Origin of the sequence: Microlunatus kandeliicorticis (assembly GCF_014137855.1) — a bacterium.
GTDB lineage: Bacteria > Actinomycetota > Actinomycetes > Propionibacteriales > Propionibacteriaceae > Microlunatus > Microlunatus kandeliicorticis.
Window position 1 is genome coordinate 342,101 of the sequence record NZ_JACGWT010000002.1, and the last position, 24,203, is coordinate 366,303.

At 71.1% G+C, this 24,203-nt stretch carries 16 protein-coding genes and 1 tRNA gene; 6 read left to right on the top strand and 11 right to left on the bottom strand.

Translation table 11 applies throughout. The annotated features are described in order from the left end of the window. The 5 genes from FHX74_RS06335 to FHX74_RS06355 are packed head-to-tail and all read right to left on the bottom strand — an operon-like array spanning position 1 to position 6,141. Positions 1 to 570 carry a hypothetical protein gene (locus tag FHX74_RS06335; protein ID WP_182559259.1) on the bottom strand — a complete coding sequence of 190 codons (570 nt, stop codon included), beginning with the start codon at positions 568 to 570 and terminating at the stop codon, positions 1 to 3. After that, positions 557 to 2,677, bottom strand: a complete 2,121-nt coding sequence (locus FHX74_RS06340; protein WP_182559260.1) for a hypothetical protein — start codon at positions 2,675 to 2,677, stop codon at positions 557 to 559. Before FHX74_RS06340 ends, FHX74_RS06335 begins: the two co-directional genes overlap by 14 nt. Continuing rightward, positions 2,674 to 5,460: an ATP-binding protein gene (locus FHX74_RS21040; protein WP_182559261.1), complete on the bottom strand. Its 2,787-nt coding sequence runs from the start codon at positions 5,458 to 5,460 to the stop codon at positions 2,674 to 2,676. The genes FHX74_RS06340 and FHX74_RS21040 overlap by 4 nt, the downstream gene beginning before the upstream one ends. Further along, positions 5,457 to 5,909, bottom strand: a complete 453-nt coding sequence (locus FHX74_RS06350; RefSeq protein WP_182559262.1) for a hypothetical protein — start codon at positions 5,907 to 5,909, stop codon at positions 5,457 to 5,459. The genes FHX74_RS21040 and FHX74_RS06350 overlap by 4 nt, the downstream gene beginning before the upstream one ends. A 4-nt stretch (positions 5,910 to 5,913) precedes the next feature. Then, positions 5,914 to 6,141: a hypothetical protein gene (locus FHX74_RS06355; protein WP_182559263.1), complete on the bottom strand. Its 228-nt coding sequence runs from the start codon at positions 6,139 to 6,141 to the stop codon at positions 5,914 to 5,916. A 452-nt stretch (positions 6,142 to 6,593) separates the two neighbouring features. Between FHX74_RS06355 and FHX74_RS06360 the strand changes: the two genes are divergently transcribed. Further along, positions 6,594 to 6,684 (top strand) — tRNA-OTHER (locus FHX74_RS06360). 968 nt (positions 6,685 to 7,652) lie between these two features. Here FHX74_RS06360 and FHX74_RS06365 read toward each other — a convergent pair. Continuing rightward, positions 7,653 to 8,588 carry a family 43 glycosylhydrolase gene (locus FHX74_RS06365; protein WP_182559264.1) on the bottom strand — a complete coding sequence of 312 codons (936 nt, stop codon included), beginning with the start codon at positions 8,586 to 8,588 and terminating at the stop codon, positions 7,653 to 7,655. Between the two features lie 290 nt (positions 8,589 to 8,878). Here FHX74_RS06365 and FHX74_RS06370 point away from each other — a divergent pair, with 290 nt between their 5' ends. The 4 genes from FHX74_RS06370 (at position 8,879) to FHX74_RS06385 (ending at position 14,420) form a co-directional block, all read left to right on the top strand. Next, complete coding sequence (locus tag FHX74_RS06370; RefSeq protein ID WP_182559265.1) at positions 8,879 to 9,886, top strand: ABC transporter permease; 1,008 nt, start codon at positions 8,879 to 8,881, stop codon at positions 9,884 to 9,886. Then, positions 9,883 to 10,839 (top strand): carbohydrate ABC transporter permease, encoded by a 957-nt coding sequence (locus FHX74_RS06375; RefSeq protein WP_328823670.1) that lies wholly within the window; start codon positions 9,883 to 9,885, stop codon positions 10,837 to 10,839. Before FHX74_RS06370 ends, FHX74_RS06375 begins: the two co-directional genes overlap by 4 nt. Positions 10,840 to 10,902: 63 nt before the next feature. Further along, positions 10,903 to 12,573, top strand: a complete 1,671-nt coding sequence (locus FHX74_RS06380; RefSeq protein ID WP_182559266.1) for an extracellular solute-binding protein — start codon at positions 10,903 to 10,905, stop codon at positions 12,571 to 12,573. Then, a complete protein-coding gene (locus FHX74_RS06385; protein ID WP_182559267.1) occupies positions 12,570 to 14,420 on the top strand; it encodes a DUF2264 domain-containing protein in 1,851 nt (616 codons plus the stop codon). The genes FHX74_RS06380 and FHX74_RS06385 overlap by 4 nt, the downstream gene beginning before the upstream one ends. A 223-nt stretch (positions 14,421 to 14,643) precedes the next feature. Here the strand turns inward: FHX74_RS06385 and FHX74_RS06390 are convergent, their stop codons facing one another. The 5 genes from FHX74_RS06390 to FHX74_RS06410 all read right to left on the bottom strand — a co-directional run bounded on the left by FHX74_RS06390 (position 14,644) and on the right by FHX74_RS06410 (position 22,739). Next, a complete protein-coding gene (locus FHX74_RS06390) occupies positions 14,644 to 16,335 on the bottom strand; it encodes an acyltransferase (protein ID WP_182559268.1) in 1,692 nt (563 codons plus the stop codon). After that, entirely contained in the window at positions 16,319 to 17,314 is a 996-nt protein-coding gene (locus FHX74_RS06395) for a hydroxyacid dehydrogenase (RefSeq protein ID WP_182559269.1), read from the bottom strand. Before FHX74_RS06395 ends, FHX74_RS06390 begins: the two co-directional genes overlap by 17 nt. An 87-nt stretch (positions 17,315 to 17,401) precedes the next feature. Further along, positions 17,402 to 19,165 (bottom strand): hypothetical protein, encoded by a 1,764-nt coding sequence (locus tag FHX74_RS06400; RefSeq protein WP_182559270.1) that lies wholly within the window; start codon positions 19,163 to 19,165, stop codon positions 17,402 to 17,404. Continuing rightward, on the bottom strand, positions 19,162 to 20,286 hold the full coding sequence (locus FHX74_RS06405) for a TRAFAC clade GTPase domain-containing protein (RefSeq protein ID WP_182559271.1): 1,125 nt from the start codon (positions 20,284 to 20,286) through the stop codon (positions 19,162 to 19,164). The genes FHX74_RS06400 and FHX74_RS06405 overlap by 4 nt, the downstream gene beginning before the upstream one ends. A 122-nt stretch (positions 20,287 to 20,408) precedes the next feature. Next, complete coding sequence (locus FHX74_RS06410) at positions 20,409 to 22,739, bottom strand: protein kinase domain-containing protein (RefSeq protein WP_182559272.1); 2,331 nt, start codon at positions 22,737 to 22,739, stop codon at positions 20,409 to 20,411. A gap of 182 nt (positions 22,740 to 22,921) precedes the next feature. On the opposite strand from FHX74_RS06410, the gene FHX74_RS06415 reads away from it, so the two are divergent. After that, the gene (locus FHX74_RS06415; protein ID WP_220483573.1) at positions 22,922 to 24,193 is read left to right on the top strand and encodes a nickel-dependent lactate racemase family protein; all 1,272 of its coding nucleotides are present in this window, start codon (positions 22,922 to 22,924) and stop codon (positions 24,191 to 24,193) included. Positions 24,194 to 24,203: the final 10 nt, after the last annotated feature.

The window sequence follows — 24,203 nt, forward strand, 5'->3', positions numbered from 1 at the left end:
TCAGACCTGCTCGACCGACGTCGCCAGCCATCCGAGTCTGGCCTGCGGATCGGCCACGACCAGCACTCGGATCGTCAGGTCCGACGACAGCTGCTGGCTGAACGTCACGCTGTAGGGCGAAACGTCCTCGACCGAGGGCGGACCCACCGGACGTGCGGCGGGCACGTTGTCCAGTGAGGTCAGCTCGAGCTGCTCCGCCAGCGCAGGCACCGCAGAATCCTGGAGAGCCTGCTTGCGGCTCTGTGGATCACGGTCGAGCCAGGCTCGAACGAACTCCTCGACGGCTTGGCGTGACTCGGTCGGCGCTGTGCTCGGCTGGGTCTCGTCCGACCCGGCCGGTGCGGTCGTGGTGGGTGATCCGGTGATTGTGGGGGTCGTCGACTCCGCAACTTTGCTGACTGCGCTCGGCGCCGGCGGCTTGGACGCCGAAGTGGTGCCGCTGGTCGCCGTCCAGACGATCAGGAGCGCGCCGACCGCGACTACCGCGGCGAGCAGCAGCAACGACCGCCACGGCACACGACGCCGGGCGGAGTCTTCGACGTCGTAGGTGAGGACATCAGGCCGGCGCATGGACGGACTCGGCCCGGTTGCTGCGATACATCACCAGCGGCTGTTCGTGGCCGTCTTCGTCGAGCTCGAGCTCCGCGGCCGGCACGTAGACCTCCGCCGGTGCGTCGCTCGCGGTCGACCGCGAGTACAGCGGCCCATCCTCGTCGGCGACGATCACGCCGGTCGGGTAGACCACCTCCACTCCACCCCGCGCGGGAACACCCGGCCGCGGCCGCACCACATCTCCGGGACGCTCTCCGCCCGGCTCGGCAGCATCGGCGGACGTAGTGGTTATCGGCGGAAATGGTCGCAGACGAGAGCCGAGGTCCGGGCCCGCCTGCGCGTCAGGTTCGCTGATCTCCGGGTCTGCTGCTTCGGCCGCGTCGATGCGGTTCGGGCCGGCCGGAAGCGCTGCCACCGCGGTTCGCCGACCGACGATGCCAGGCCACGCTTGCCGCGCCTGCGCTGCACTGCCCACCGGGAGCGCCACGGCGGTGACCGGAGTGGCTGCACCGAGCTGAAGGGAACTTCCCCCGGGCACACCGCTCGTCGACGACGATAGCGCCGGTGCAGCAACCGCGGTCTGCCAGGCCGGAGAGGGCAACGAACCCAGCGACTCCAGCGCCTCGGTGGACGGCGACTGCGCGTCTGACCCGTTGGCCGCCGCTGCGGCGACGACTCCGCGCTCGACGCCCTGCTCACTTCCGAACTTCGCGCCGAAGTAGCTGGCCACCCCAGAGGCCGCCGCGCGTACGTAGGAGCGATTCGGGTCCAGCCCTGGGACGATCGTCTTGAAGCTCCGCAGCGGCCGGGTCAGCACGATACCGACCACGGTCGCCACCACCACCCAGAACAGCTTGGCCCCGCCACTCAGCGAATCAGCCGACTGAATAGCGCCGAGGACCAAGGCCATCACACCACCCGCGATCACGAACTTCACCACCGCCACCGCCGCCGCGGTGAACAGATCCCACAACCGGCGCAGCACCGTCGTGTGCGTCGGCAGCACCCCGAGAATCACCGCCAGTGGCGCCGCCAGCACCAAGCCCTGCATCATCACCCGGGCGATCATCACCATCAGCATCGCCAGCCCGATGAATAGGCTCATCGCCAACACGACGACCACCCCGAACAACGCCGGGCCAGTCCGCTCGCCGCGACCTGTGAAGGTCTCGTAGGCGGCCGGATCCTTCGTCTTCAGCTCGTCGGCGACCGCCTTGAACTCTCGCGCCTTGTCCCGGTCAATGCTCTGCTTGGCCTCCGGGTCGGCCTGCATGCGCTTCATGTCCGACCACGTGTAGTGCGTCGCACTCATCAGCCGCGGTCCGAGCGCGACTGCCGTGGGCGAGTCCGGGTCACCGAAGTTCCCCGTCAGCCAGGTCCGATAGGCGCTCTCGCGGGTGACCGCATCGCTGCCGGAGGCCGAGAACTGCTGCCCGGCCACATTGGACAGCTCGACGACGCCACGGTCGACGCTGCTGGACAGGGTCGTCGGGAACAGCAGCGCGAACGCGGCCAACGCGACCGATCCCACGATGACCAGCATCGAACGCATCGTGTCGGCGTAACTCGAGCGCTTCGCCCGGAACCCGATGATCAGGCCGACGCCGAGCACGGCCACCGGCAGCCACAGACCCAGCAGTGGGCCCTGCAACTTGCCGGCGATCGCGGTCACCACGTTGGTCAGCCAGTCGATCGAGAAGCCCTTGGCCAGGTGCTCCAACGTGTCGAGCTGGGCCAGCGTCGCCCCGGTGAGCGACATGACCACATTCGCGCTCTGCGTGTTCGTCACGGCCACCGGGTCGCTGAGGAAGTCGCTCCCACAGCCCAGGTCGTAGTTGGCCCACTGCCAGTTGTAGCCGTAGACGTCACCGATCGGCACCGACGGATTCTTGAACGGGTCCGGCGCCGAGTCCGGGACGTCGGCCGGCTTCGAGGTCAACATGCCCGGCAGACCCGACTTCGGCGCGATCGGTGCCGGGGCGTCCGAACAGATGTCGGCCGCCGCCGGACGTGCGCTCACCAGCAGCGCCGCCGCCGCGATCACCCCCGCGAGCAGCAGACGCACCACCAGACGCTGCGTCGCCGTACCGCGCTTGCCGCTCGAGCGTTGACGCGATCGGGTCATGCCGCCACCTCCTCGACAGGCACCGTCGGCACCAGATCGAACAACTCGGGGTCGATGAACGGAGTCGGCTGCGGCGCGATCGACACCGACGGTCTGGGCCGTCCGGGAGTCGTCTGCAGCGCCGCACGCAAGGCGGGATGCCAGTCCAGATCGATCCGGATCTTCCCGAGCCGGCCCAGCGGATCGAGCCAGATGAACTCACCCGTCTCGGCAGCGCCCTGCCCATCGCGCGGCTTCGGCGACAACGACTGGATCACCGGCGCATAGGCCTCCGGGCACTGGATCAGCTTGCACGCCTCGACCGCGGTCGACTCCTTCGTCAGCCGGCCGACGAACGCCGAGCCCATCAACGCGTCCACTCGCCCGATCGACAGGTGGTCGGCCGGGTGCTGGCTGGCCGCCCCGATCGCGGTGTTCCACTTGCGTGAGTCCCGCGACAGCCGCACGAAGAACGCCCGCCCCGATCCCCACTGACCCATCAGGTGGTTCTCGTCGAGGAACACGTTCTTGCGCACGTCCCGCGGCCGGCCGTAGATGAACTTCGAGGCGAAGAACGCGGCCAGGTGCAGCAACGGCTGCGTGTAGCGCTCCTCCGAACCCCAGTACTCCCGTTCCACCGACTCCGGCGGTGGCATCAGCCCCGGCATCGTGACCACCACCAGCGTCGCGCCCTCGACCTGGTCGTCCTTGATCGGTGCCCGGTGCGGCGGCATGATCAACTCCCCGAGCGGGAACTCCGCCGCGGCCTTGATCTCCTCCACCAGCTGGCGGGCCAGCTCCCGCTGCTGCTCTGTGCCGGCCTTCTCCGAGATCTCCTCGAGCTCCTCGGCGATCCACCGCGGGTTCGTCTGGGTGTCCCGCAGACCCCGGTTGGTCGCCCGCTCCGCCACCCGCCGCAAGGAATCGCGCAGCATCACGTCGGTGCCCGGCAGCCGCAGCGTCGAGTTTGGCAACCACATCCGCAGCACGTCGAACATCAGCTGCTGCCGCTCCGCCGCCGCCCGCCGCGCCGCACGCGCGTACTCGAGCTGGTCGAACACGCCGCCTTCGTCAAACGCCTCCCGCACCGGATCCGGCACCAGCTGATAGGGCGACAACGTCCCCGGCCGCGACGCGGTCAGATCGAGCACCCGGGAGAACGGCGCCAGCTCCGGCAGTTCCGCCAACCGGGCCAGCGGACCCGACGGGTCGAAGATGATCGTCGGCTGGCCCGCCCGGACCGCGTTGTAGGCCAGCGTGCCGATCAGCACGCTCTTGCCACCACCCGGCTCGGCCACGATCGGGAACAGACCCGGCGTCTGCAGCACCTCCGGTCCGTAGTGCATGTCGAAGCGCGACGCCCGCCGGGCCGACCCGATCCCGTAACCCAGATACGGGCCGGTCGGGGTGCCCAACGCGCTGTCGACGTTCGGCATCGCCGAGGCCAGATACCGGACCGGCATCCGCCGCTGGTAGCCGTGTTGGGCCCGCGGCTCGCCTGGAATGAACTCGCGCAACGCCCGCGCCTGACCCCGGGCGTGCTGCAAAGGCATGTTCAACCGCTCCCCGTACAGGTCGACGACGTCGCGGGCCCGCGCCAGCGCCTCGTCCTCACTGGCCCCGTACACCGCCAACCGAACCGTCCCCATGAACCGGGCTGCGGTCCGACTGTCACCCTCGGTCACCTCGTCGAGGTTCGCCGCCGCCGCCTGAATGGCCCGGCCGACCGATGGCGGGGGAGTGATCTGGTGCTCGTCGTAGTGCTGAGCGATCCCGTTCGCCCGGTTCTGTTCGAACTCGATCGCCTTCGACAGCGTCCGCGCCGACAGCAGCGTCCCCGACAGCGACCACTCGATCGGGAACCCGAGCCGGTTCCCGGCAACCATCCACGGATCACGACCGTCCTCGGGCCACGTCCGCTCCGGCATCACCCCCATGGTCAGCACCGCAACCGACCGGCCGACCTGATTGCCCTTGATCTCGCTCAGCACCCGCACCGACGACGCGTACGGCTCGCTCAACCAGACCCGGCGCTCGGTGAACTCGGCCAGATCCTCCAGCTCCCACCGGTCACCGCCGACGCCAGCGAACACCGGGGCCGGGATCCCCATCGACAAACTGCGGTGGAAGAGGAAGCCCATCTCCTTGGCGGACGCCGGCCGGCCGTCGAAGCCCGGACCGCTCACCACCTTCTCCACCTGCAGGATCTGCTCGATCAGCGCCAGCGTGTCCCGGCTCGGCGACTCAGCACCCTGGATCAGCTCAGCGCGAACCGACGCCTTCGGGGTCGGCGCGATCCACACACCGAGCGCCACCACCTTCTGGTCCAACCCGGTCGACTGGAGCCGGCGCTGGGCGTAACCGAGGTAGTCGTCCCACGACTCACCGCCCTCGACCTGCGGCAGCGGAAACGGCGTCTCCTCATCCAGAGACCTCGCGAACTCGAACGACGGATAGGGCCGGGTCGAGACCCGCAGCCGGATCGGCCGACCCTCCGGCCGCGACGCCGCCAGCTGCCCGTACCGATAGGCCTGCTGGTCCCACAGCCGACGCCGGTCCTCCAGGGTGCGGAAGTCCCAGGACTGCCCGTCGAGCAAGAACCAGGCAAACACACCGCCGCGGGTGAACTGCAGGTGCCCGGCGATCTCGTGAGTGGCCAGTGGAAAGGTCACCTCACGCTCGGCCAGCAACCGCTGCCGCAGCCACCCGTGCGCAGCCCGGCCCTGACGGACGATCCGGCTGCCCGGCCGCGGGATCTCCTCCACCGCTCCCGGATCCACGTCCACGCTGCTGCGTCGCTTCACTTCTTCTCCTCCGCGGCCTCACACGCCGCCTTCCAGCGACCAGGCACCGAAGCGTCCAGCTCACCGATCCGCGGCCACGGCATCGTCCACGCGGTCCTCGCCTCGGCCCGGGTCCGTGACTCGCGGCCCAGCTCGTCGCGGAGCGTGGCCACCTTGTGCCGCAGCGGCTCGTCGAAGGAGACGTTGCGCATCACCCGCACCGCCAGATAGATCGACGCCGGGGCGCCGTAGATCAACCCGAACCAGAACGCGAACCACGGCGCGTGGCCGACCGTCACCTGGCCGAGCAGCGCCAGCAGCAGCCAGACCAGACAGACCCCGACCGGGATCATCAGCAAGGTCACCGACCACTGCACATAGGTCCACTCGAAGGGGAGCGTCGCCCCCTTCGGACCCAGCCAGACTGCCCGGAGCTTGCGCGGACCGTCGTCCGTGCGCAGAACAGGCACGATCTCAGCTGACGCCGAGAGCGGTCAGGATCTTCCGACCGAACGCCGCGAAACCGATCGCACCCATCCCGATCGCCACGATTACGATCGCGACCAACGTGTTGAAGCCGACCCGAGCGGTCTCGGAGTACTGCGCCCGTTTCGCTCCCGCGGCCAGCGCGATGCCGACCACGATGATGACCAGGCCGAAGATGGCCAGCAGCAACGTCTGGACTTTGCCTTCATCGAACATCGGACAGTCCTTCCAACGGGGGGAGCCAACAGGCGATCGCCCGCTGGCCGTGGCGCCTCGAAGCGCCGAGATGAGGGGGCAACCCGCCGGACCAGAGGCGGTCAGGGTGCAGGCGACCGCTAGGCAGCGCGCTGGCCTCGACCAGGGCGCACAGCTGGTGCAGTGCGGGACTCGCGCCAGAACGATTCACGCTCGGCTCCGGGGGGACAACGGCGGCGGGGGTGCCGGACAGCACGCTACCTGACCTGAGAGTACGCTGACAGTCACGCCGTGGTCCGTTACGGAAGGTTTGCCGGACCTTTGTCCACAGCCTCGTCGACCGCCTCTCGGAGACGGATGCCCGCACCCTCGCGGACACGAGAGGGACACACGACACCTGCGCGCAGCGGCAGATGACGGCAACCATCCGCAGATGTCCCACGCGGCCAAAGCCGGTCAACGCAGGAGAAGTCGGGCCTATCGCGCTGGGCCGAGGTGATGCTCCGACAGCCCCGGATCGATCTGATAAGGCAGAGGTCGGTGGTTCAAGTCCACCTAGGCCCACCCTTCACCAGATCATTGCAACTTCGAGCTCGCTTGCCGATCACGAGTCGCAACCGATCCCGTCCCCGTTGCGGTCCAGATCGTAGATGTCATCGCCGGTGACCCGAACTGGTCCGGTATAGGCCGGCCCGTTGCCGGAGCCACCGGCGCAGTCGTAATCGGAGGCAGGTGGCAGGCAGGGTGAATAGCCCGGCGTGCACCCGGAAGCTGGCGAAGTCTCGCGGCTCTCCCTGGCTGCCTGGCGATCGGCCGCTCGTCTCTCGGCCGCTGCTTTGCGCTGCGCGGCCGCTCGCCGGGCCTCTTCCTTGCGTAGTGCCTCGGCTCGTGCCGCCGCCTTGGCCCTCGCGACAGCCTTCGCCGCCGCTTTCGCCTTCGCCGCGGCTTTCGCCTGCGCGGCCCTTTCGGCAGCGAGCTTCCGTGCTGCGGCCTGCTTGGCGGCGGAGCGGCGAGCAGCCTCAGCCGAAGCCCTCGCACTGGCCTTCGTCGACACTGAGGCTCTGGCGCTCGGTGACGGACTTGGACTCGGCGATCGAGTGGGCTGTACCGCGGACGGACTGGCTTCTCGTTGGGTCGCCTCGCCGGCGCTGTCGGCAGAGCCAGCGCCCTCGTTTGCAGTGATGCCGGTGAATCCCACCAACAGCACGACTGTCGCCAGGACTGACGTCATAATCTTGTGACGGGAGAGCCAGCTAGGACGCCGCTCCTCTCGCCAGAACACCCAACCCTGGGGTGCGGGTCCCCAGCCGGGATCGGGCTTCCATCCCGTGGGTGGTGTCCAACCCTTCGGGGGTGTCGGCCAGCTGGGGGGCGGGACGAAACGTCGGGGCACGGTGTTCCTTGCGGGCTCGGCACGCGGTGGAGCGCGGGTCGTCGGGGGCGTGCTCGATTTAGCCAGCTTGAACAACCTCAAAACTCCGGCGCTGGAAAGCGTTACCAAACGGTGGCCAAGTACCGAGCCACCGATGTGCTCAGCGGACCCGCGGCTTGCCCTTGACCCAGACCACCTCGGCGGTGCGGGTGACTCGGTTGCCGCCGTCGCTGGCCGGGGTCGGCTTGCTCCGCTGCCAGACGTGGTAGGCGATGTAGACCTTGTTGGCCGGCTTGCCGACCACCTCGGCGCCGCCCGGGCCGTAACCGAAGGTGGAACTAGTGGCCATCAGGTGGTTGAGGAAGCTGAACCGGCTGCCGATGGTGGAGCCGACCAGGACATCCGTGTGGTAGTCGTTCGTGTCGAACCGGCCGCGGGAGACGAACAGGTAGAGCTTGCGGTCGTGCCGGATCACGTCCGGCGCCTCCATCACTGGTCCGTTGCTGACCGACGCGAGCGTGTGCCGCGTGCTGGTGGTGAACCGCACACTCCGGCCCGAGAACGTCAGCCGCTGCGAGACGATCCGGTAGTCGCCGGTCGGGAAGCTCTTCACCCAGCCGTTGCGCCAGACGAGGTAGGTGTTGCCCTCCACGGTTTCGTACGTCGACGGGTCGATCGCCTCCCACCGCGTGCTCTTGCTCCCGTCCCCGTTGCGCACGCAGTAGAGCTCGTGGGTCAGGCTGAATCCGCCGGTCGGTCGGGTCGAGGTCGCGTAGTAGAGACAGTGCTTGGCGCCGCCGCGTGACGCGGTGAAGAACATGAAGTAGGACGAGCCGCGCTGGATGACGTGGGGTGCCCAGAACGCCGACAGGCCGCTCGGCTTGCTGGCGAAGGCGTGACCGATCTTGCTGTAGCCCCCGACTGCCGCCGACCCGCGGAAGACCGGGAACACGTCCTTCGCGCCCTTGCCCGTCGCGTAGACGTAGTAGGAACTGCCGAAGCGGTTGAAGCCGGGATCGGCGGCGTACGCGCTGTTGATCGTTCGCGGCGTCGCCGACGCACGGGGCAGCGGACCGGCCCACTGGCCGGCAGCCACCAGACCGAGTCCGGCGACAACGCCGGTGACGCGAGCAGGGATACGACGTGCGACGTTCATGGCGACTCCCGTGGTCCGCGGGCCAACTCCCTCGTCCGGCGGCTCGCACTCTAGTCAGCCGCCGGTCCAACCGACTGGACCGCGCGCGCACGGCCAGCGTCGTTCACCCGGATGGCAACTCGACGGCAACTCCTTGACGCCCCGATGAGGGCATGGCAGCATCGAGCGAACGGAAAGCGTTTGCCAAGACGGTGCGAACGCGACGTCGGATCAGTGTGGATCAGGTGGTCATGAGCAATCGGGAGCTCAGTTCTGTGGCGAGCGGCGGGAGGCTGCTGGCCGCGCCGGACGCGGACACCGCGGACGCGCGCAGCACCGGCCGCGCCCGTCGCGGCGGCACCGGCAGCCGCTGGTCGCGGGACAAGCTGCTGATCGGCATCGGGCTCCCCGGCGCGATCGCGTTGATCCTCTTCCAGTACGTGCCGCTGCTCGGCAACGTGATCGCGTTCCAGGACTACCAGCCCTATCTCGGCATCACCGGGTCCGACTGGGTCGGCTTCGAGAACTTCGCGGCGATGTTCGAGGACCCGAAGTTCTACACCGCGCTCTACAACACGCTGATCCTCACGGTGATCCAGACCGTCCTGGTCTTCCCGATCCCGCTCTTCATCGCCCTGCTGCTCAACAGCCTGGCCGGCGAACGCCTCAAGCGGCTGCTGCAGTCGATCCTCTACCTCCCGCACTTCCTGTCCTGGGTGATCGTGGTCAGCCTGTTCCAGCAGATGCTCGGCAACGCCGGCATGCTCAACACCTTCCTGGTGCAGAACGGCCTCCCGATGTTCCAGGTGATCGGCGTCCCCGAGCTCTTCAAGGCCCTGCTGACCACGCAGGCGATCTGGAAGGACGCCGGCTGGGGAACGATCATCTTCCTGGCCGCGATCAGCCGGATCGACCAGGAGATGTACGAGGCGGCCGCGGTCGACGGCGCCGGTCCGTGGAAGCGGATGTGGAACATCACCCTGCCCTCGCTCAAGGGCCTGTTCATCCTGTTGCTGATCCTGCGGCTCGGCAACAGCCTGTCGGTCGGCTTCGAGCAGATCATCCTGCAGCAGGGACCGGTCGGCCTGCCCGCCAGCGAGGTGCTCGACACCTACGTCTTCAACAACGGCATCCTCTCCCAGGAATGGGGGACCTCGGCCGCGGTCGGCCTGGCCAAGACCGTGGTCGGCATCGGACTGGTGATCGGAGCCAACAAACTCGCCCACCTGTTCGGCGAGAGAGGGGTGTACGAGAAGTGACCACCACCCAGCCCTCGCTCGACGAGGCCACCATCGGCGACAGCACCACCAGCCGCTCCCGCACCAGCAAGCGCCCGGTCTGGATGGAGAAGCCGAACCCCTTCGTCCAGCTGGTCAAGTTCCTCGCCCTGCTGATCTCGGTCGCCCTGGTGATCATCCCGTTCTGGTCGATCATCGCCACCTCGATCGCCGACCAGAAGACGATCAACGACTCCGGCGGCGGCATGGTGATGTGGCCCAAGGGGGTGACGCTGTCGGCCTACGCCTCGGTTCTCTCCGGGGGCGTGGTCACCCGGGCCATGATCATCTCGATCCTGATCACCGTGGTCGGCACGCTGCTCTCGCTGGTCACCACCGCCGGACTGGCCTACTGGCTGTCGCGTCCGCGCGCCGCCGGCGCCAAGCCGATGCTGCTGCTGGTGCTGGGCGCGGTGCTGTTCACCCCCGGCATCATCCCGAGCTACCTGGTCGTCCGGCAGCTCGGCCTGATCGACAGCTGGTGGTCGCTGATCCTGCCGGTGATGGTGAATGCGTTCAACGTGATCGTCATGCGGGCCTTCTTCCAGGACCTCCCGCAGGAGCTCTTCGAGTCGGCCGCGCTCGACGGCGCCTCCAGCCTGACCACCCTGACCCGGATCGTGCTGCCGCTCTCCAAGGCGGTGCTCGCGGTGATCGGGCTCTTCTACGCGGTGTCCTACTGGAACGCCTTCTTCAACGCCCTGCTCTACATCCAGTCCTCCGACAAGTGGCCGATGGCGCTGGTGCTCCGGACCTTCGTGGTCAACCAGACCACCATCGGCGGCGACCAGATCGGCGCCACCGAGGTGTTGCCGCCACAGCTGTCGCTCCAGATGGCGATCCTCGTGATCGCGATCGTCCCGATCCTCGTCGTCTACCCGTTCATCCAGCGGCACTTCGCCAAGGGCGTCCTCATCGGCGCCGTCAAGGGCTGAGACCGCCGCCCTTCCGTCCCTGCTCTCGTCCGCCAGGCCTCGCGCTCGTCAAAGGAGATGTCCATGTCCGCCTTCCAGGTCACCCGTCGCCGGCTGCTCGCCGGGGCCGGCGGCGCCGCCCTGCTCGGTGCCACCGGCCTCGCCGGCTGCTCGAAGTCGTCCTCGGACGAGGCCAACTCGGCCACCGTCAACGACTCGGTCAAGCTGCCGACCTACGTCCGCTACCAGGGGGTCAAGCCGGACCTGCCCGGCACCGACGCCGGCGTCGACCCGGCGTTCCGCTACTTCCCGACCGACAACCCGTCGGTGGTGCCGGAGAAGCCCGGCAACGGCGGCTCGGTGAGCGGCATGGCGAACATCTACTACGCCGTCCCGCCCGGCCCGGACCGCAACTCCTACTGGCAGGGTCTGAACGAGCGGCTCGGCACCAGCCTGCAGTTGCAGATGGTCAGCAACGCCGACTACACGACGAAGTTCGCCACCACGATCGCGGGCAACGACCTGCCCGACATGCTGCAGACCCCCAACGGCTCGCCGCCGCCGGTGGCCAACCTGCCGCAGCTGCTCGACAAGCGGTTCACCAACCTCAGTGAGTACCTGAGCGGCGACGCGATCAAGGAGTACCCGAATCTCGCCAACATCCCCACCGCCAGCTGGAAGTCGACGATCTTCAACGGCGGCATCTACGGCATCCCGATCCCGCGCGGACTGATCGGCAGCTACAACTTCATCCGCGCCGACCTGTTCGAGGCCAAGGGCCTGCCGACCAGCCCCAAGGGCTACGACGAGCTGCTCAGCGTGGCCAAGGAGCTCACCGACCCGAAGTCGCGACGCTGGGCCTTCGGTCTGATGAGCCAGCTGCGGCAGATCTTCGCCGGCATGAACGACGAGCCGACGGTCTGGAAGTACGAGAACGGCACGCTCACCCACACCTACGAGACCGAGCAGTTCAAGCAGAGCGTCACCGACATGATGGCGTTCTGGAAGGCCGGCGTGGTCCACCCCGACGCCTTCAACACCGCACTGCCGTTCAAGCAGCTGTTCAACGCGGGCACCGTCGCGATCAACGGGCACGACGGCTACCCGGGCTGGACGCAGTACATCCTCGACAATGCGTCGAACTCGAGCTTCAAGCTGGGGCTGATGGAGGAGTACAAGCGCGACGGCAGCGGGCTCGCCCCCTGGCACCTCGGCTCGGGCATCTTCTCCTTCACCATGCTCAAGAAGCAGGACGGCGCGAACAACGGCAAGGACAAGATCACCACGCTGCTGCGGGTGCTCAACTGGCTGGCCGCGCCGTTCGGCACCAGCGAGTACCTGTACCGGCTCTTCGGGCAGAAGGGCGTCGACCACACCGTCGACGCCAAGAACAACCCGAGCCTGACCGCGACCGGGACGGCGAACACCGTGCTCCCGATCCGCTACCTGGCCGACAGCCCGTACACGATCTACCAGCCGGGCCGGCCGGGCGACGCGGACATCCAGCACGGCTACCAGTCGAAGGAGATCCCGACCGGCCGGGCCAACCCGACCACCGGTCTGTTCTCCAACACCGCGGCGACCGACAACGCCACGGCGGACAAGAACTTCAACGACGGGGTCAACGAGATCATCCAGGGCCGCCAGCCGATGAGCAATCTCGACGGGCTGATCAGCACCTGGAAGAGCTCGGTGGGCGACAAGATGCGCAACGACTACCTGCCCCAGCTCGAGGGTGGCGCCCAGCCCAAGTGAGCACACCCCAGCCCGCGGCGATCGCCGGTGCGGTCGGGGCCCTCGACGAGGACCGCGACCGCTCGCCGCTCACCGGGTGGACGCGTGATCACCACCGGCTGGTCGCCGACCGGTCGCTGCTCGCACTGCGGCGGTGGGCGAGCCCGGGTCACGCGCAGTTCGCCCTGCCCGGCCCGGCCTCGAACGCCGGACCGGTCAGCGACGGGCTCGAGGCGTTCGCGCGATCGTTCCTGACCGCGGGCTTCCTGCTGGGCAGCGGCGACGACGACCCGCACGACCACGCCGGCTTCTACGCCGCCGGTCTGACAGCCGGGCCCGACGGCTCGGCGACCGACCGCTGGCCACGGCTGGACGAGACCCGGCAGGCGCGGGTGGAGGCCGCCGCGCTGGTGATCGCGCTGCACGAGTCGCGGTCGCGGATCTGGGACCGGCTCGACGCTGCGGTGCAGGAACGGCTGGTCGACTGGCTCAGCGGGTCCATCGGGACCGCCTACGGCGACAACAACTGGCGCTGGTTCCAGAACGTCACCCAGGCCTTCCTCCGCAGCGTCGGGGGTCCGTGGGATCAGAACGAGGTGGAGAGCAACCTCGACTGGCTCGACGCCTGCTATCTCGGCGACGGCTGGTACTCCGACGGCCGTCCGGACGGTCGCGGCGGAAACGTCGATTGGTACAACGCCTGGGTCATGCACCTGTTCTCGCTCTGGTACTGCCGGATCCTCGACGACCAGGCCCCGGCCGACCGGATGGCGGTCTATCGCGAGAGGTTGGCCGCCTTCCTGCCGCAGGGCGTCCGTCTGTTTGGCGCGAGCGGTGCCCCGTTGTTCCAGGGCCGCTCGCTGGTCTACCGGTTCGCCACCACCGGGCTGTTCGGAGCCGCTCCGGTGTTCCTGACCGGCTCAGCCGGCGTGGAGCCCGGGGCGTTGCGTCGGGTGTGCAGCGGTGCGCTGCGGTGGTTCGTCGAGCAGGGGGCGTACGGCGCCGACGACGTGCTGAGCCTCGGCTGGCGGGGTCGGTTCGAGCCGATGCGCCAGGGCTATTCGGGGCCGGGCTCGCCCTACTGGGCCAGCCTCGGGTTCGCCGGCCTGCTGCTCGGTGGTGATCATCGCTTCTGGACCGACACGGAGACCGAGCCGGCGGACGGGGTCGCGCCCGCGCGACCGGTCGGCTGGCTGGTCGGCCGCCACCACGGGCTGGTCCGGGTGGTCAACCACGGCGTCGATCACAGCGGGGCGGCGCCGCTGGTCGAGGACCCGCAGTACTGCCGGTTCGGCTACAGCGAGCTCGCGGCGCCGGTGCCGCTCGCGGTCGGCGTGACCGCGCCGGTGGACAACCAGGTCGTCGTCGCCGACGAGCGCGGGCGCTGGTCACACCGACGGCCGCTCGAGCTGGTGCGGATCGACGACGTCACCGCGGTGAGCCGGCATTGGGCGCGGTGGACCGACGACGGCGAACGCTGGGACGAGGGTCCGGAGTTGATCACCGGGTCGGTGCTGCGGGACGGCGTCGAGGTGCGGGCCGTCCGGGTGGCGGGCCAGACCGGCGGCGCGCTGGCGATCTCCGGGTTCGCCCTCCCCGAGGACAGCACGCTGACGAGCGCGGTGATTCCGTTGACTGCGGGGCTGGCCGTGCGGTCCGCGGTGCACGAGGTGGCCAATCCCTACGGTGAGAGCCTGGTGGTCCCCTACGTGATCACCGACGCCGGTGCGGGTGACCAGGTCCACGTCGCCGCGGTGGTCCTCGACCAGCGGGAGGCCGAGGCGGCGTTGCCGTCGGTGGTGGTCGAGGCTGCGGTGGTCACGGTGCGCTGGCCCGACGGTCGGACTCACCGGCTCGACCTCGGCTGAACGGCCCTTCGACAGGCTCAGGGCGCGGGCCCTTCGACAGGCTCAGGGCGCGAGCCCTTCGACGGGCTCAGGGCACGTGGTTGGGAGTGCTCAGGGTACTGTTCTCTCGCGCACTGAGCCTGTCGAAGTGTGGCCCTTCGACAGGCTCAGGGCACGTGGTTGGCCCTTTGACGGGCTCAGGGCAGGAGCCAGCCCTTCGACGGGCTCAGGGCACGGGCAAGGCTCAGAGGGTGAGGGCGGGTTCCGGTCGGTGGATGCCGCGGGGGCGGTAGCCGAGGGTGTCGGCCAGGCAGCACAGGTCGGCGAGCAGCCAGATCAGCGCGCTCCACATCTCGGTGCCCTGCAGACCCGGCTCGGGGGCGCCCGGGTGCGGGGCCTCGAAGCCGAAGCCCTGACCGTCGATCCAGTGGCCGACGGCGTCCCCGAGCAGCCGGCGGGCCAGCGTCTCGATCTCGTCGCGGCGGTGGGCGGTCTGCTTCGCCGCCAGCCAGAGCGGGTGGGCGACGTCGAGCACGTTGCAGGCGTTCTGCCGCGCGGGCGCGAAGAACCGGTCCTCGCGGCTGTGCGCGAGCACGGTGTCGATCACCCGCTCCGGGTACCGCAGCGGGACGCCGAACTGCGCCAGCGTGCCGCGGGTGGCGCGATAGCAGCCGTTGACCGGCTGGAGCATCCCGTCCTCGGCGCGGGCCGCACCCCACATCCCGGTCCCCGGGTCGGCGTGCAGCTCCATCCAGCCGAACAACGTCTCGACGAAGCCGGGCCGGGCGGTCACCCCGCGGGGCAGGTTCCACCGCAGCGCGGTGCCGATCATGTCGACCCAGCTGCCCGCGCTCCAGGCCCGCTCGACCCAGGGCAGACCGTCGAGGAACTCGGCGAGCTCCTCGGCACTCCGGTCGGCCACGGCATGGATCGGTTCGGGGAACGCGCTACCCAGCAGGTCGAGAGCGTAGCCGACGCAGAGCACGTGGTAGGCCGCGGCGTGGTCGTGCCAGTCGGTGGGCACCCCGTCCGGCTCACCGGCCAGGTCGAGCTCGGGCACCAGCCCGGTCCGCGCGTCCTGCCAGCCGCGCAGCCGGTCGGCCTGCACGTCCGCCGGGAGCTGGGTCGGCGCGGTCCCGAGCCAGAGGTCGGCGATCTCGATCGCGTCGCACTGGGCGCGGACGGTCGGACGGTGTCCGGGACGGTCGACGAACTGCCCGCCGGGCAGCTCGGGCGACCAGCTGCGGGCCAGCACGGCAGGCATCTGGGCCCGCGCCCGCTCGGCCCAGGCCGTCACCCGGCGCGCCAACGGATCCTCTGCGCCCGCGCCGGCCGGGGACCCGGTCGGTGGGACCCGCCACTTGATCACCCGGGCCGGGTTGCCGCCGACCACCGCGCCGGCGGGGACGTCCTTGCTGATCACCGCCCCGGCGGCCAGCACCGCCTTCGACCCGACGGTGACGCCGTCGACGATGGTCACGTTGGACCCGATCCAGACGTCGTCGCCGATGGTGATGCCACGGGTGGTGCCGGGCTGCCGGAAGACCTCGACGTCCGGGTCGGTCATCGTGTGGTTGAAGGCCAGGATCGACGTGTGCGCGCCGATCCGGACGGCGTCGCCGAGCTGCACCCGGCCACGGACCACGCTGTAGGCGTTGATGGTGCAGTCCCGTCCGGCGCGCAGCTCGTCGCTGAGGTACGCGTGCGCGGCCACGTAGCTGCGGTCGCCGAGCACCAGCACCTCGTTCTGGATCGAGGCGAGCTCGCTGAGGAAGACCCGGTCGCCGAGCTGCCAGCCGGGTCGGGCCTCCACCGCGAGCCGCTGGAGCTCGAGCTGGCGTCGTTGCTGATCATGGTCGGCGCGGCGCCAGAACCACCATGGCGAGACGTCGTCGGGGTGGCGGTCGAAGGGGAACGGCTCAGGCGACGGTGTCATAGCGCTCCCGGCTAACGGCGTGGACGAGTGGGTCACCGGCGAGAGCCCGGGCCACCTCGTCGACGGCGGAGGCACCGAGCCGACGGAGCTCGTTGCCCGCGGCGCCGGCGAGGTGCGGGGTGAGGGTGACGTTGGGCAAGCTCCACAGCGGCGAGTCGTCCGCCGGGGGTTCGGGCCAGGTGACGTCGAGCACCGCCTCGATCCGGCCCCGCTCCAGCTCGGTGATCAGGGCGGCCTCGTCGACCAGGGCGCCCCGGGCGGTGTTCACGAAGGTGGCGCCGTCGGGCAGCAGCGCGAGCTCGCGGGCGCCGATCATGCCCTCGGTGCTCGGCAGCCAGGGCGCGTGCAGGCTGACCACGTCGTTGTCGCGCATCAGGGTGTCGAGGTCGACCAGGGTGACGCCGAGCCGTTCCGCGTCGGCCGGCGTCAGCGTGGGGTCGGCCAGCGAGACCCGCAGGTCGAACGGGGCGAGCAGCTCGATCACCCGGCGGCCGACCATCGACGCGCCGATCAGCCCGACCCGGGCTCCGTAGCCGCCACGCTCACCGAGGAACGCGTGGTTGTCGGGCCGGCGTCGCCGCTCCCGGTAGGCCCGGGTCAGCTCGGGCACCCGCTTCGCGGCGAGGAGGATCACGGCCAGGGTGTACTCGGCGACCGGGAGTGCGTTCGCCCAGGCCTGCGACGAGATCACCACCCCGCGGTCGTAGCAGACCGGGTCGGCGAACGCCCGGACCGAGCCCGCGCTGTGCACCACCGCCCGCAGCCGGGGGGCCAGGTCGAGCACCTCGGGCCCGACCCGACCGCTGCCCCAACCAGTGATGATCACCTCGGTGTCGGGCAGGAGCACGCTCGTCGCGGGATCCAGCAGATCGGTGGGGGTGGGCGCGAGCCGCACCTCGCCGAGCGCGGCCAGTCGTGCGCGCCGCTCCGGGTCGAAGAACCGGGACAGCATCGGCTCCGCCATGGCGATCAAGATCATGGAACGGCCGGGCTCCCTCGTCGTCGATGGGTAATCGCTTTCCCAACGCTAGGGGTGGGGGTCTGCGCTGTCAACGAGACCTGCGCCTCAGCGAGGGGCGGTGGGCCCGGGCAGCACGGCCAGCAGGACGGCGAGCACCACCACCGCGACCAGCAGCACCGCGACCGCGATCAGCAGGGCGCGCCGCTGCCGCCGCAGTGCCTGTTCGGAGCCGGCGAGCCGGAGCAGCAGCCCGGCCGGCCAGTCCGCCCAGTCGAGGGTGCGGGCCAGCTGCGGGATCCAGCGGAGGGGCCCGGCGCTGCCGACCGTGTCGCCCGGTCCGGCCGGCGCGGTGACCGCGGCGTCGAGCGGGCGACGAAGCAGGGCCTCGGCGGTCTCCGGGTCGGACCGCGCGAACAGGGCGGCGGCCCGCGTCGTCGGGACGGCGTCGGCGAGCTGGTCCCAGGCGGTGTCCACCGAGGCGCCGGCCGGCCGGGCCCGGAGCGCCGCGATCAGCTCGTCGTCCGGGCTCGAGCGGACCAGCTGTTCGGCGTGGGCGCAGGTCGGCTGCCGGGCCAGGTGGAGGCTCAGGCACCAGCGGCGCCAGGCGGCGGCCATCGGCTCCGCACCGTCGAGCTGCTCGGCCACCGTCCGGGCCAACGGCAGCGGCAGCCGGTCGGGCTCGAGGGTCTGCAGCCGGGGACGGAGCTGGGTCGGCAGCCCGGTGTCGGTGGGCAGCAGCGCGGCGGCGAGATCGACCACGTCCTGGTCGTCGCCGGCGGCGCCGACCCACCGGGCGGCCGCCGTGCGGGTCCGGGCGGTCCCGCGGGGAGCGGTGTCGATCATCGCGTCGAGCAGCGGGCGGCGGCGTCGGAGCTCGGTCACCGCGTCGGCGTCGGCGGCCAGCCTGGGCCTCCGGAGCAGCTCGTTGGTCACCAGCGTCCGGCCGCGCGCGGTGGCCTCGTCCCAGCGCGCCCAGAGCCACCCGTCGGCGACCTTGCTCACCGGCTGGGTCATCATCACGAACCGCTCGGCCTCGCGCTCCCAGTCCGGGACGGGTCGCGAGAGTCGCTGCCACCAGACGTCGTGGTCGGTGATCCCGAGCTCGACGGCGTCGGCGAACCGGGCGACCGCGTCGTCGATCGCCCCGGGGCGCGCGCCGCCTTCCCGGTCGTCGGTGGCGTCGACCTCGAGCCGGTTGACCAGGTCGGCCGGCAGCCGCCGGGTCAGTCCGGCCAGCAGCTGCGGCCAGTCCTCGTAGCGGTCGGGCCGGAGCGGACCGCTGCCCCAGGGCCCGTGCGGCCCGGTGGCGTCGTCCGACCCGGCGTCGCCGTCGATCTCCGGGGCCGGTTCGACGCGCCAGCGCACCGGCGCGGCCACCCGGACGGCGTCGGCCTCGCCGTCGGGGTCGACGTCGACGTCGCGCTCGAGTCGGAACACCCCGCCGTCGACCAGCGCGGGCAGGTCGAGCGACCCCAGCGTCCCGGTCGGGTCGTAGAGCGCGTGCACGCAGTAGTTGCCGGGGCGCCCGGCGCCGTCGGTCCCGACGGCGCGCTTGGCCACCAGCAGCGACCCGCCGCCGACCCGTCGGTGCGCGACCAGCGGCACCGCGTGCTCGTCGGGACCGCGGCGTGCCGCCGCGGACAGGTGGGTGAGCAGGTCGGCGAGGTCGAGCCCGGCCCGCGCGCCCGTCACGGTGCCGTCGGCCTGGCCGGGTTCGAGACCGGCGGGCCAGTCGACGGACCGCACCACCACCCCGAACCCGGCGCCGCGGCCGTCGAGCCGCCGCTCGGCCCAGGTGTAGCGCCACTGGGCGCAGACGACGGTGCGCAGCTCGGGGGTCGCCGACCGCGCCGGCACCGTCCCGGTCACAGCAGGACCCGCCGTCCTTCTCGGGCGTCGAGCATGCCGGCCGCCACCAGCGAGGCGAGCAACGGATCGACGACGCGCTGCGGGTTCCGTTGCAGGAAACGGTTCTGGTAGATGTCGGCGGGCTCACCCGTGGCCGAGACCAGGTGATAGCTGGCGCTGGCGTAGGCGCCCTCGATCCGGTCGACCAGCACCTTGCCGTCGGGGATCGAGCGCAGCACGTCCCGAATGTAGTGCGAGTCCTGCTCGATCACCTGGTAGGCGCGGAGCAGGGTCAGCCCGCCGCCGTAGTCGAGGTCGGACCGGGCGTCGGTGAGCATGTCGATCGCCGCCGGGTCGATGTCGTCGGACTTCCCGATGATCACCGCGGCGTGGGTCTGCGGCTGCGCGACGTCGGCGGCCGCCTTGATCGCCGCGTGGGTCGAGTGCCAGGTCTGCCGCTGGTCCTGCCGGCGGGCGGCGGTCCGCGGGGCGAGCCCGAGCGCGTCCGGGGTGATCAGGTGCATCACCACGTCGGCGGCGAACAGGAACCGGTTGTCGGTGCCGTGGTGCCGACGGGTGTTCTGCTCACCCGAGGCGTCGAAGAACGAGAGGTAGAACCGGTCCCGTCCCTCGGCGCGCGCGGTCAGGGTGAGCGCCTCGCGCTGGACGTCGCCGCGTCCGGGGGCGGTGGCCTGCGGGACGGACCCGTAGCGGTAGAAGTCGCCGAAGACCTCCTCGGTCAGCGACTCGGTGAACTCGTCGGCGTCGAACGACAGATAGGGGAGCAACCGACCGCGGTCGAGCTGTTCGAGCAGCGTCCCGAGATAGACCGTCTTGCCCGCCGAGGTCTCGCCGATCAGGCCGACGACCACCGACGGGATCCGAAAGGCCTGTCGCGGGATCCGGTGGCCGCGTGGGCAGACGAGGTGGACGCCGCGGGCGTGCTGCTCGGCCTGGACCTTCGGATCGACCTGGTAGAGCGGAGCCGGGTCGCCGCGCCACACCGCGTCGGCCCAGGCACGGAAGCCGCGCTGGTAGACCGTCTCGGGCCGCTCGACCTGCTCGCCGTCGTGGGTGCGGTAGACGACGGCGTCCTCGGTGATGCGCTCCAGACAGCGCGGGCAGAAGTAGTCGCGGGCCACGGGTCAGCCGATGATCATCGCGGTCAGCGCGGCCAGGACGGTGAACACCCCGAAGGTGCCGAGGATAACCCGGACCCGGAACGCGCCGGTGGTCAGCGGACGCTCAGAACGACGCAGGGCCATCACAGACTCCTCAGCCAGGTGATCAGGAAGGTGCCGAGGACGACGCCGACGACGATGCCGGCCAGGGCGGCGACCCCCAGGGCCCGGCGGTAGTGGGTCGGGGTCAGTGCGGCGGCGCGTGCGGCGAGGCCGTGCGGGGTGGCGGGAGCGAGCAGCGCCGGGATCCGTTGCTGGGCGGCGGAATCGAGCGGCAGCCGGTCGCGGATCAGGCCCTCGTCGCTCGACGGCACGGAGTGGGACAGCTCGCGCCGGAGCTGGTCGAGCTCGGGCCGGTTGGCCGGCTCGTCGGAGAGGGCCGCGGCGACCGGACTGCGCAGCTCGGCCGGCAGCTGCTCGATCTGGGCGGTGCGCTCGGCGAGGTCGTCGGCGGGCCGCCGGCCGGTCCCGGCCTTGATCAACACCGCTCCCCAGCCGTAGACGTCGGTGGCCGGACCGACCACCCGCCGCTCGAGCTCGGGCGGGGCGTAGCCCGGCGTGCCGAACGCCGCCTCGGTGATCACCGTGGTGTCGGCGGGCACCGCGCTGCCGAAGTCGACCAGTACCGGGTAGTGGTCGTCGCGCATGATCACGTTGGACGGTTTGAGGTCGCCGTGCACGAGGCCGGCGTCGCGCAGCTCGCCGAGCGCCTCGAGGAGGCTGTGGGCGAGCCGGAGCAGGTCGTCGCGCTCGAGCGGGCGCCGCGCCACCACCTCGTCGAGATCGCGACCCGGCACGAACGACAGGGCCAGGAACGCCGGCTCGTCGGGGTCGAGTGTGTCGTCGCGGTCGCGGTGGTCGACGTAGGTGGTCAGCCGGTGCCGGTTGGTGACCCGCTGGGCGATCGTCGACTCGCGCCGGAACGCGGTCACCTCCTCGTCGCCGGCGTCGTCGCGCAGCACCTTGAGGAAGCACCAGCCACGGCCGTCGCGGGCCACGAACTTGTCGGTGCCGCCCTGACCGCCGGCCACCCGGCGGGTCAGCTTGAACGGGCCGATCCGGGCCGGGTCGCCCGGGCGCAGCGGCTGCAGCTCGCGCCCGGTGAACAGCACGGTGGCGCTCTCCGCCCGCACCGAGGCGCGGCTGGTCACGTCGCGGTCGGCCGCCGGCGCACCGGTCGGGTCGGCGGTCGGGTCGGCGGTCGGGCCGGCAGTGGGATGGCCCTCGCGCGGGCCGAGCGCGGTGGTGACCGCGGAGGCCGGGTCGGGTGCCAGGGCGGTGGTCACCGTCTCGGTCCCGCCGGCGGCGTCCGCCGCGGGCTCCTCCCACCAGCCGGCCGGGGCGCGGGGTGGCTCCCCGGGACCGGTGGCGACCGGCGCGGGAGTCGGCCGGGGCGCCGGCGACGGCTCGGGGACGGTCTCCGGCAGCCGCGCGTGGTCCGGGGCGGGCAGCGGACGCTCCCAGTCGAGCCAACCGTCCTCCGGGGTCCAGCGCCGGACGAGCACGGTGTCGCGGCCGACCAGGGTGGCCAGGTACTGCCGCCCGTGCCGACCGTCCCCGGTGGCCGGCTCGGTCGCCCCGGCCAGCGCGGCGGGGGTGGCGGTGAGGACGTCGTCGGCCAGGGCCGGCGCCTGCCACCAGGCGCTCCAGCCGTCCTCCGGGCGGGACCGCCAGCGCTGGTGGACGCGTCCGGTGCGCAGCAGCACGGCCTGGTGCTGGATGCCGTCGTCCAGCGTCCAGCTGGTTAGCGCGACCGCCGGCTCGGCCCACCCGTCGACGGTCTCGACCCCGCCCCAGCGCAGGCTGCCGTCGGCGTCGCGCTGCTGACGCTTGACCTTGAGCTCGCCCTCGGCGGTCAGCAGGTACAGCTCGGTGCACCCGTCCGCGCCGGCGACCGCGTCGAGAGCGATCGCGTCGGGGGCCATCCCCACCGGTTCCCAGCGGGTGCCGGTGGCCCAGTCGTGCTGGCGGCGTTCGAGCAGCACGCCGTCGGCGCCCGCCGCGACCAGCTGCTGGTCACCGGGCCGGGCGGTCCAGCGGGCGAGGGCGCGGACCGGCCGGTCGAGCAACTCGGGCGGCCAGGCGACCCAGGACGCAGGGCCGTCATCGTGCTCGTCCGCGTCCGCCGGGCCCGACCGGTCGGTCCGCAGCGTCCAGGCCAGCAGCCGCTGGTCGTCGGTGACCGCGAACAGCTGGGCCCGGCGGTGGTCGAGATCGGGGCCGGTGGCCAGCGCGACCACCGCGGAGTCCGGCACGGTCAGCGGCAGCCACCCGGCGTCCTCGGCCGCAGGACCGAGCGGATCCGGCCGGTGCCAGAGCGCGGTGCCGTCGGCGAGCACCAGCCAGTCCGGCCCGGCCACCAGGCAGGCGCGGCGACCGCCGAGGCGCGGCCTCGGTCGTGGGTCGGCTGGCACCGGTCGACCTCCCCGGTCGTTCGATCGGAGCGGGAGGCCGGGTTCGCCGGTCACCTCCCGCGCACGGACCGGTTCAGGGTACTGAGGCCGCACCGCCGGGACATCGGCCTGCGGTCGACGGTCAGGGTTTCTTGAGGGTACGGACCCGGGAGCGGGGTGGCGGGTGCGAGAGGATGACCCCTATGCGGTTGCCCTACGGACGCGGACGGCTCGAGGTGGCGCTGCCCCCGGACGCCGAGGTCACCGTGGTGCGCCAGCGTCCGCTGCCCGCGCTCGACGACCCGTCCGCCGCGATCGCCGACGCTCTCGCCCACCCGGTCGACGCCGCGCCGCTGGCCGAGCTGGCCCGGGGCCGGTCGAGCGCCTGCATCGTGATCTGCGACATCACCCGCCCGGTGCCCAACGGACTCTTCCTGCGCCCGATGATCAGCACGCTGATCGAGGCGGGCATCCCGGCCACGGGGATCACCGTGCTGGTGGCCACCGGACTGCACCGACCCAACCTCGGGGACGAGCTCGCCGAGCTGGTCGGTGACCCGTGGGTGCTCGAGCACGTCCGGGTGGTCAACCACGACGCCCGCGACGACGACCGGCACGTCTCGCTCGGCCGGACGCCGACCCGCGGCACCCCGGTGGTGCTCGACCGTGCGCTGGTCGAGGCCGAGCTGCGGATCGTCACCGGTCTGGTCGAGCCGCACTTCATGGCTGGCTGGTCGGGCGGCCGCAAGGTCGTCGCCCCCGGCTGCGCCCACCACACGGTGATCAGGACCTTCCACTCCGCGCGGTTCATGGGCGACCCGCAGGCCCGCGAGTGCAACCTCGAGGGCAACCCGCTGCACGAGGAGCAGCTGCAGATCGTCCGGATGCTCGGCGAGGTGTACGCGCTCAACACGGTGATCGACGAGGACCGCGCGCTGGTCGACGTCACCTTCGGTGAGGTGGTGGCCAGCCACGCGGCCAGCGTCGCGCACGTCCGCACCGCGATCCAGGTGCCGGTCGGCCGCCGGTTCGCCACCGTGCTCACCTCGGCGGCCGGCTATCCGCTGGACAAGACCTACTACCAGACGGTCAAGGCGATGGTCACCCCGCTCGACATCCTCGAGCCGGGTGGGACGCTGCTCGTCGCCTCCGAGTGCTCGGAGGGATTGGGGTCACCGGAGTACCGGGACGCGCAGACCCGGCTGGTCGGTGTCGGCCCCGAGGACTTCCTGGCCTCGCTGTGGCGCAAGGAGCTCGCCGACGTCGACGAGTGGCAGACCCAGATGCAGCTGAAGTCGACCGGGCGCGCCCGGGTGCGGCTGTTCACCGACGGGCTCGCCGCGGGCGACCGGGCGCTGACCGGCGTCGAGCTGGTGGACGACCTGGCCGCCGCGGTCGAGCAGTCCATGATCGACAGCGGCTCGCGCGAGATCGCCGTGGTGCCGGACGGGCCGTACGTCATCCCGGTCGTCTGACCGCACGCTT

Excerpts from the sequence above, each read along its gene's own strand:
- FHX74_RS06380 (WP_182559266.1), top strand. The coding sequence starts at position 10,903 with ATGTCCGCCTTCCAGGTCACCCGTCGCCGGCTGCTCGCCGGGGCCGGC.
- FHX74_RS06395 (WP_182559269.1), bottom strand. The coding sequence starts at position 17,314 with ATGATCTTGATCGCCATGGCGGAGCCGATGCTGTCCCGGTTCTTCGAC.
- FHX74_RS06335 (WP_182559259.1), bottom strand. The coding sequence starts at position 570 with ATGCGCCGGCCTGATGTCCTCACCTACGACGTCGAAGACTCCGCCCGG.
- FHX74_RS06415 (WP_220483573.1), top strand. The coding sequence starts at position 22,922 with ATGCGGTTGCCCTACGGACGCGGACGGCTCGAGGTGGCGCTGCCCCCG.
- FHX74_RS06390 (WP_182559268.1), bottom strand. The coding sequence starts at position 16,335 with ATGACACCGTCGCCTGAGCCGTTCCCCTTCGACCGCCACCCCGACGAC.
- FHX74_RS06370 (WP_182559265.1), top strand. The coding sequence starts at position 8,879 with ATGAGCAATCGGGAGCTCAGTTCTGTGGCGAGCGGCGGGAGGCTGCTG.
- FHX74_RS06355 (WP_182559263.1), bottom strand. The coding sequence starts at position 6,141 with ATGTTCGATGAAGGCAAAGTCCAGACGTTGCTGCTGGCCATCTTCGGC.
- FHX74_RS06340 (WP_182559260.1), bottom strand. The coding sequence starts at position 2,677 with ATGACCCGATCGCGTCAACGCTCGAGCGGCAAGCGCGGTACGGCGACG.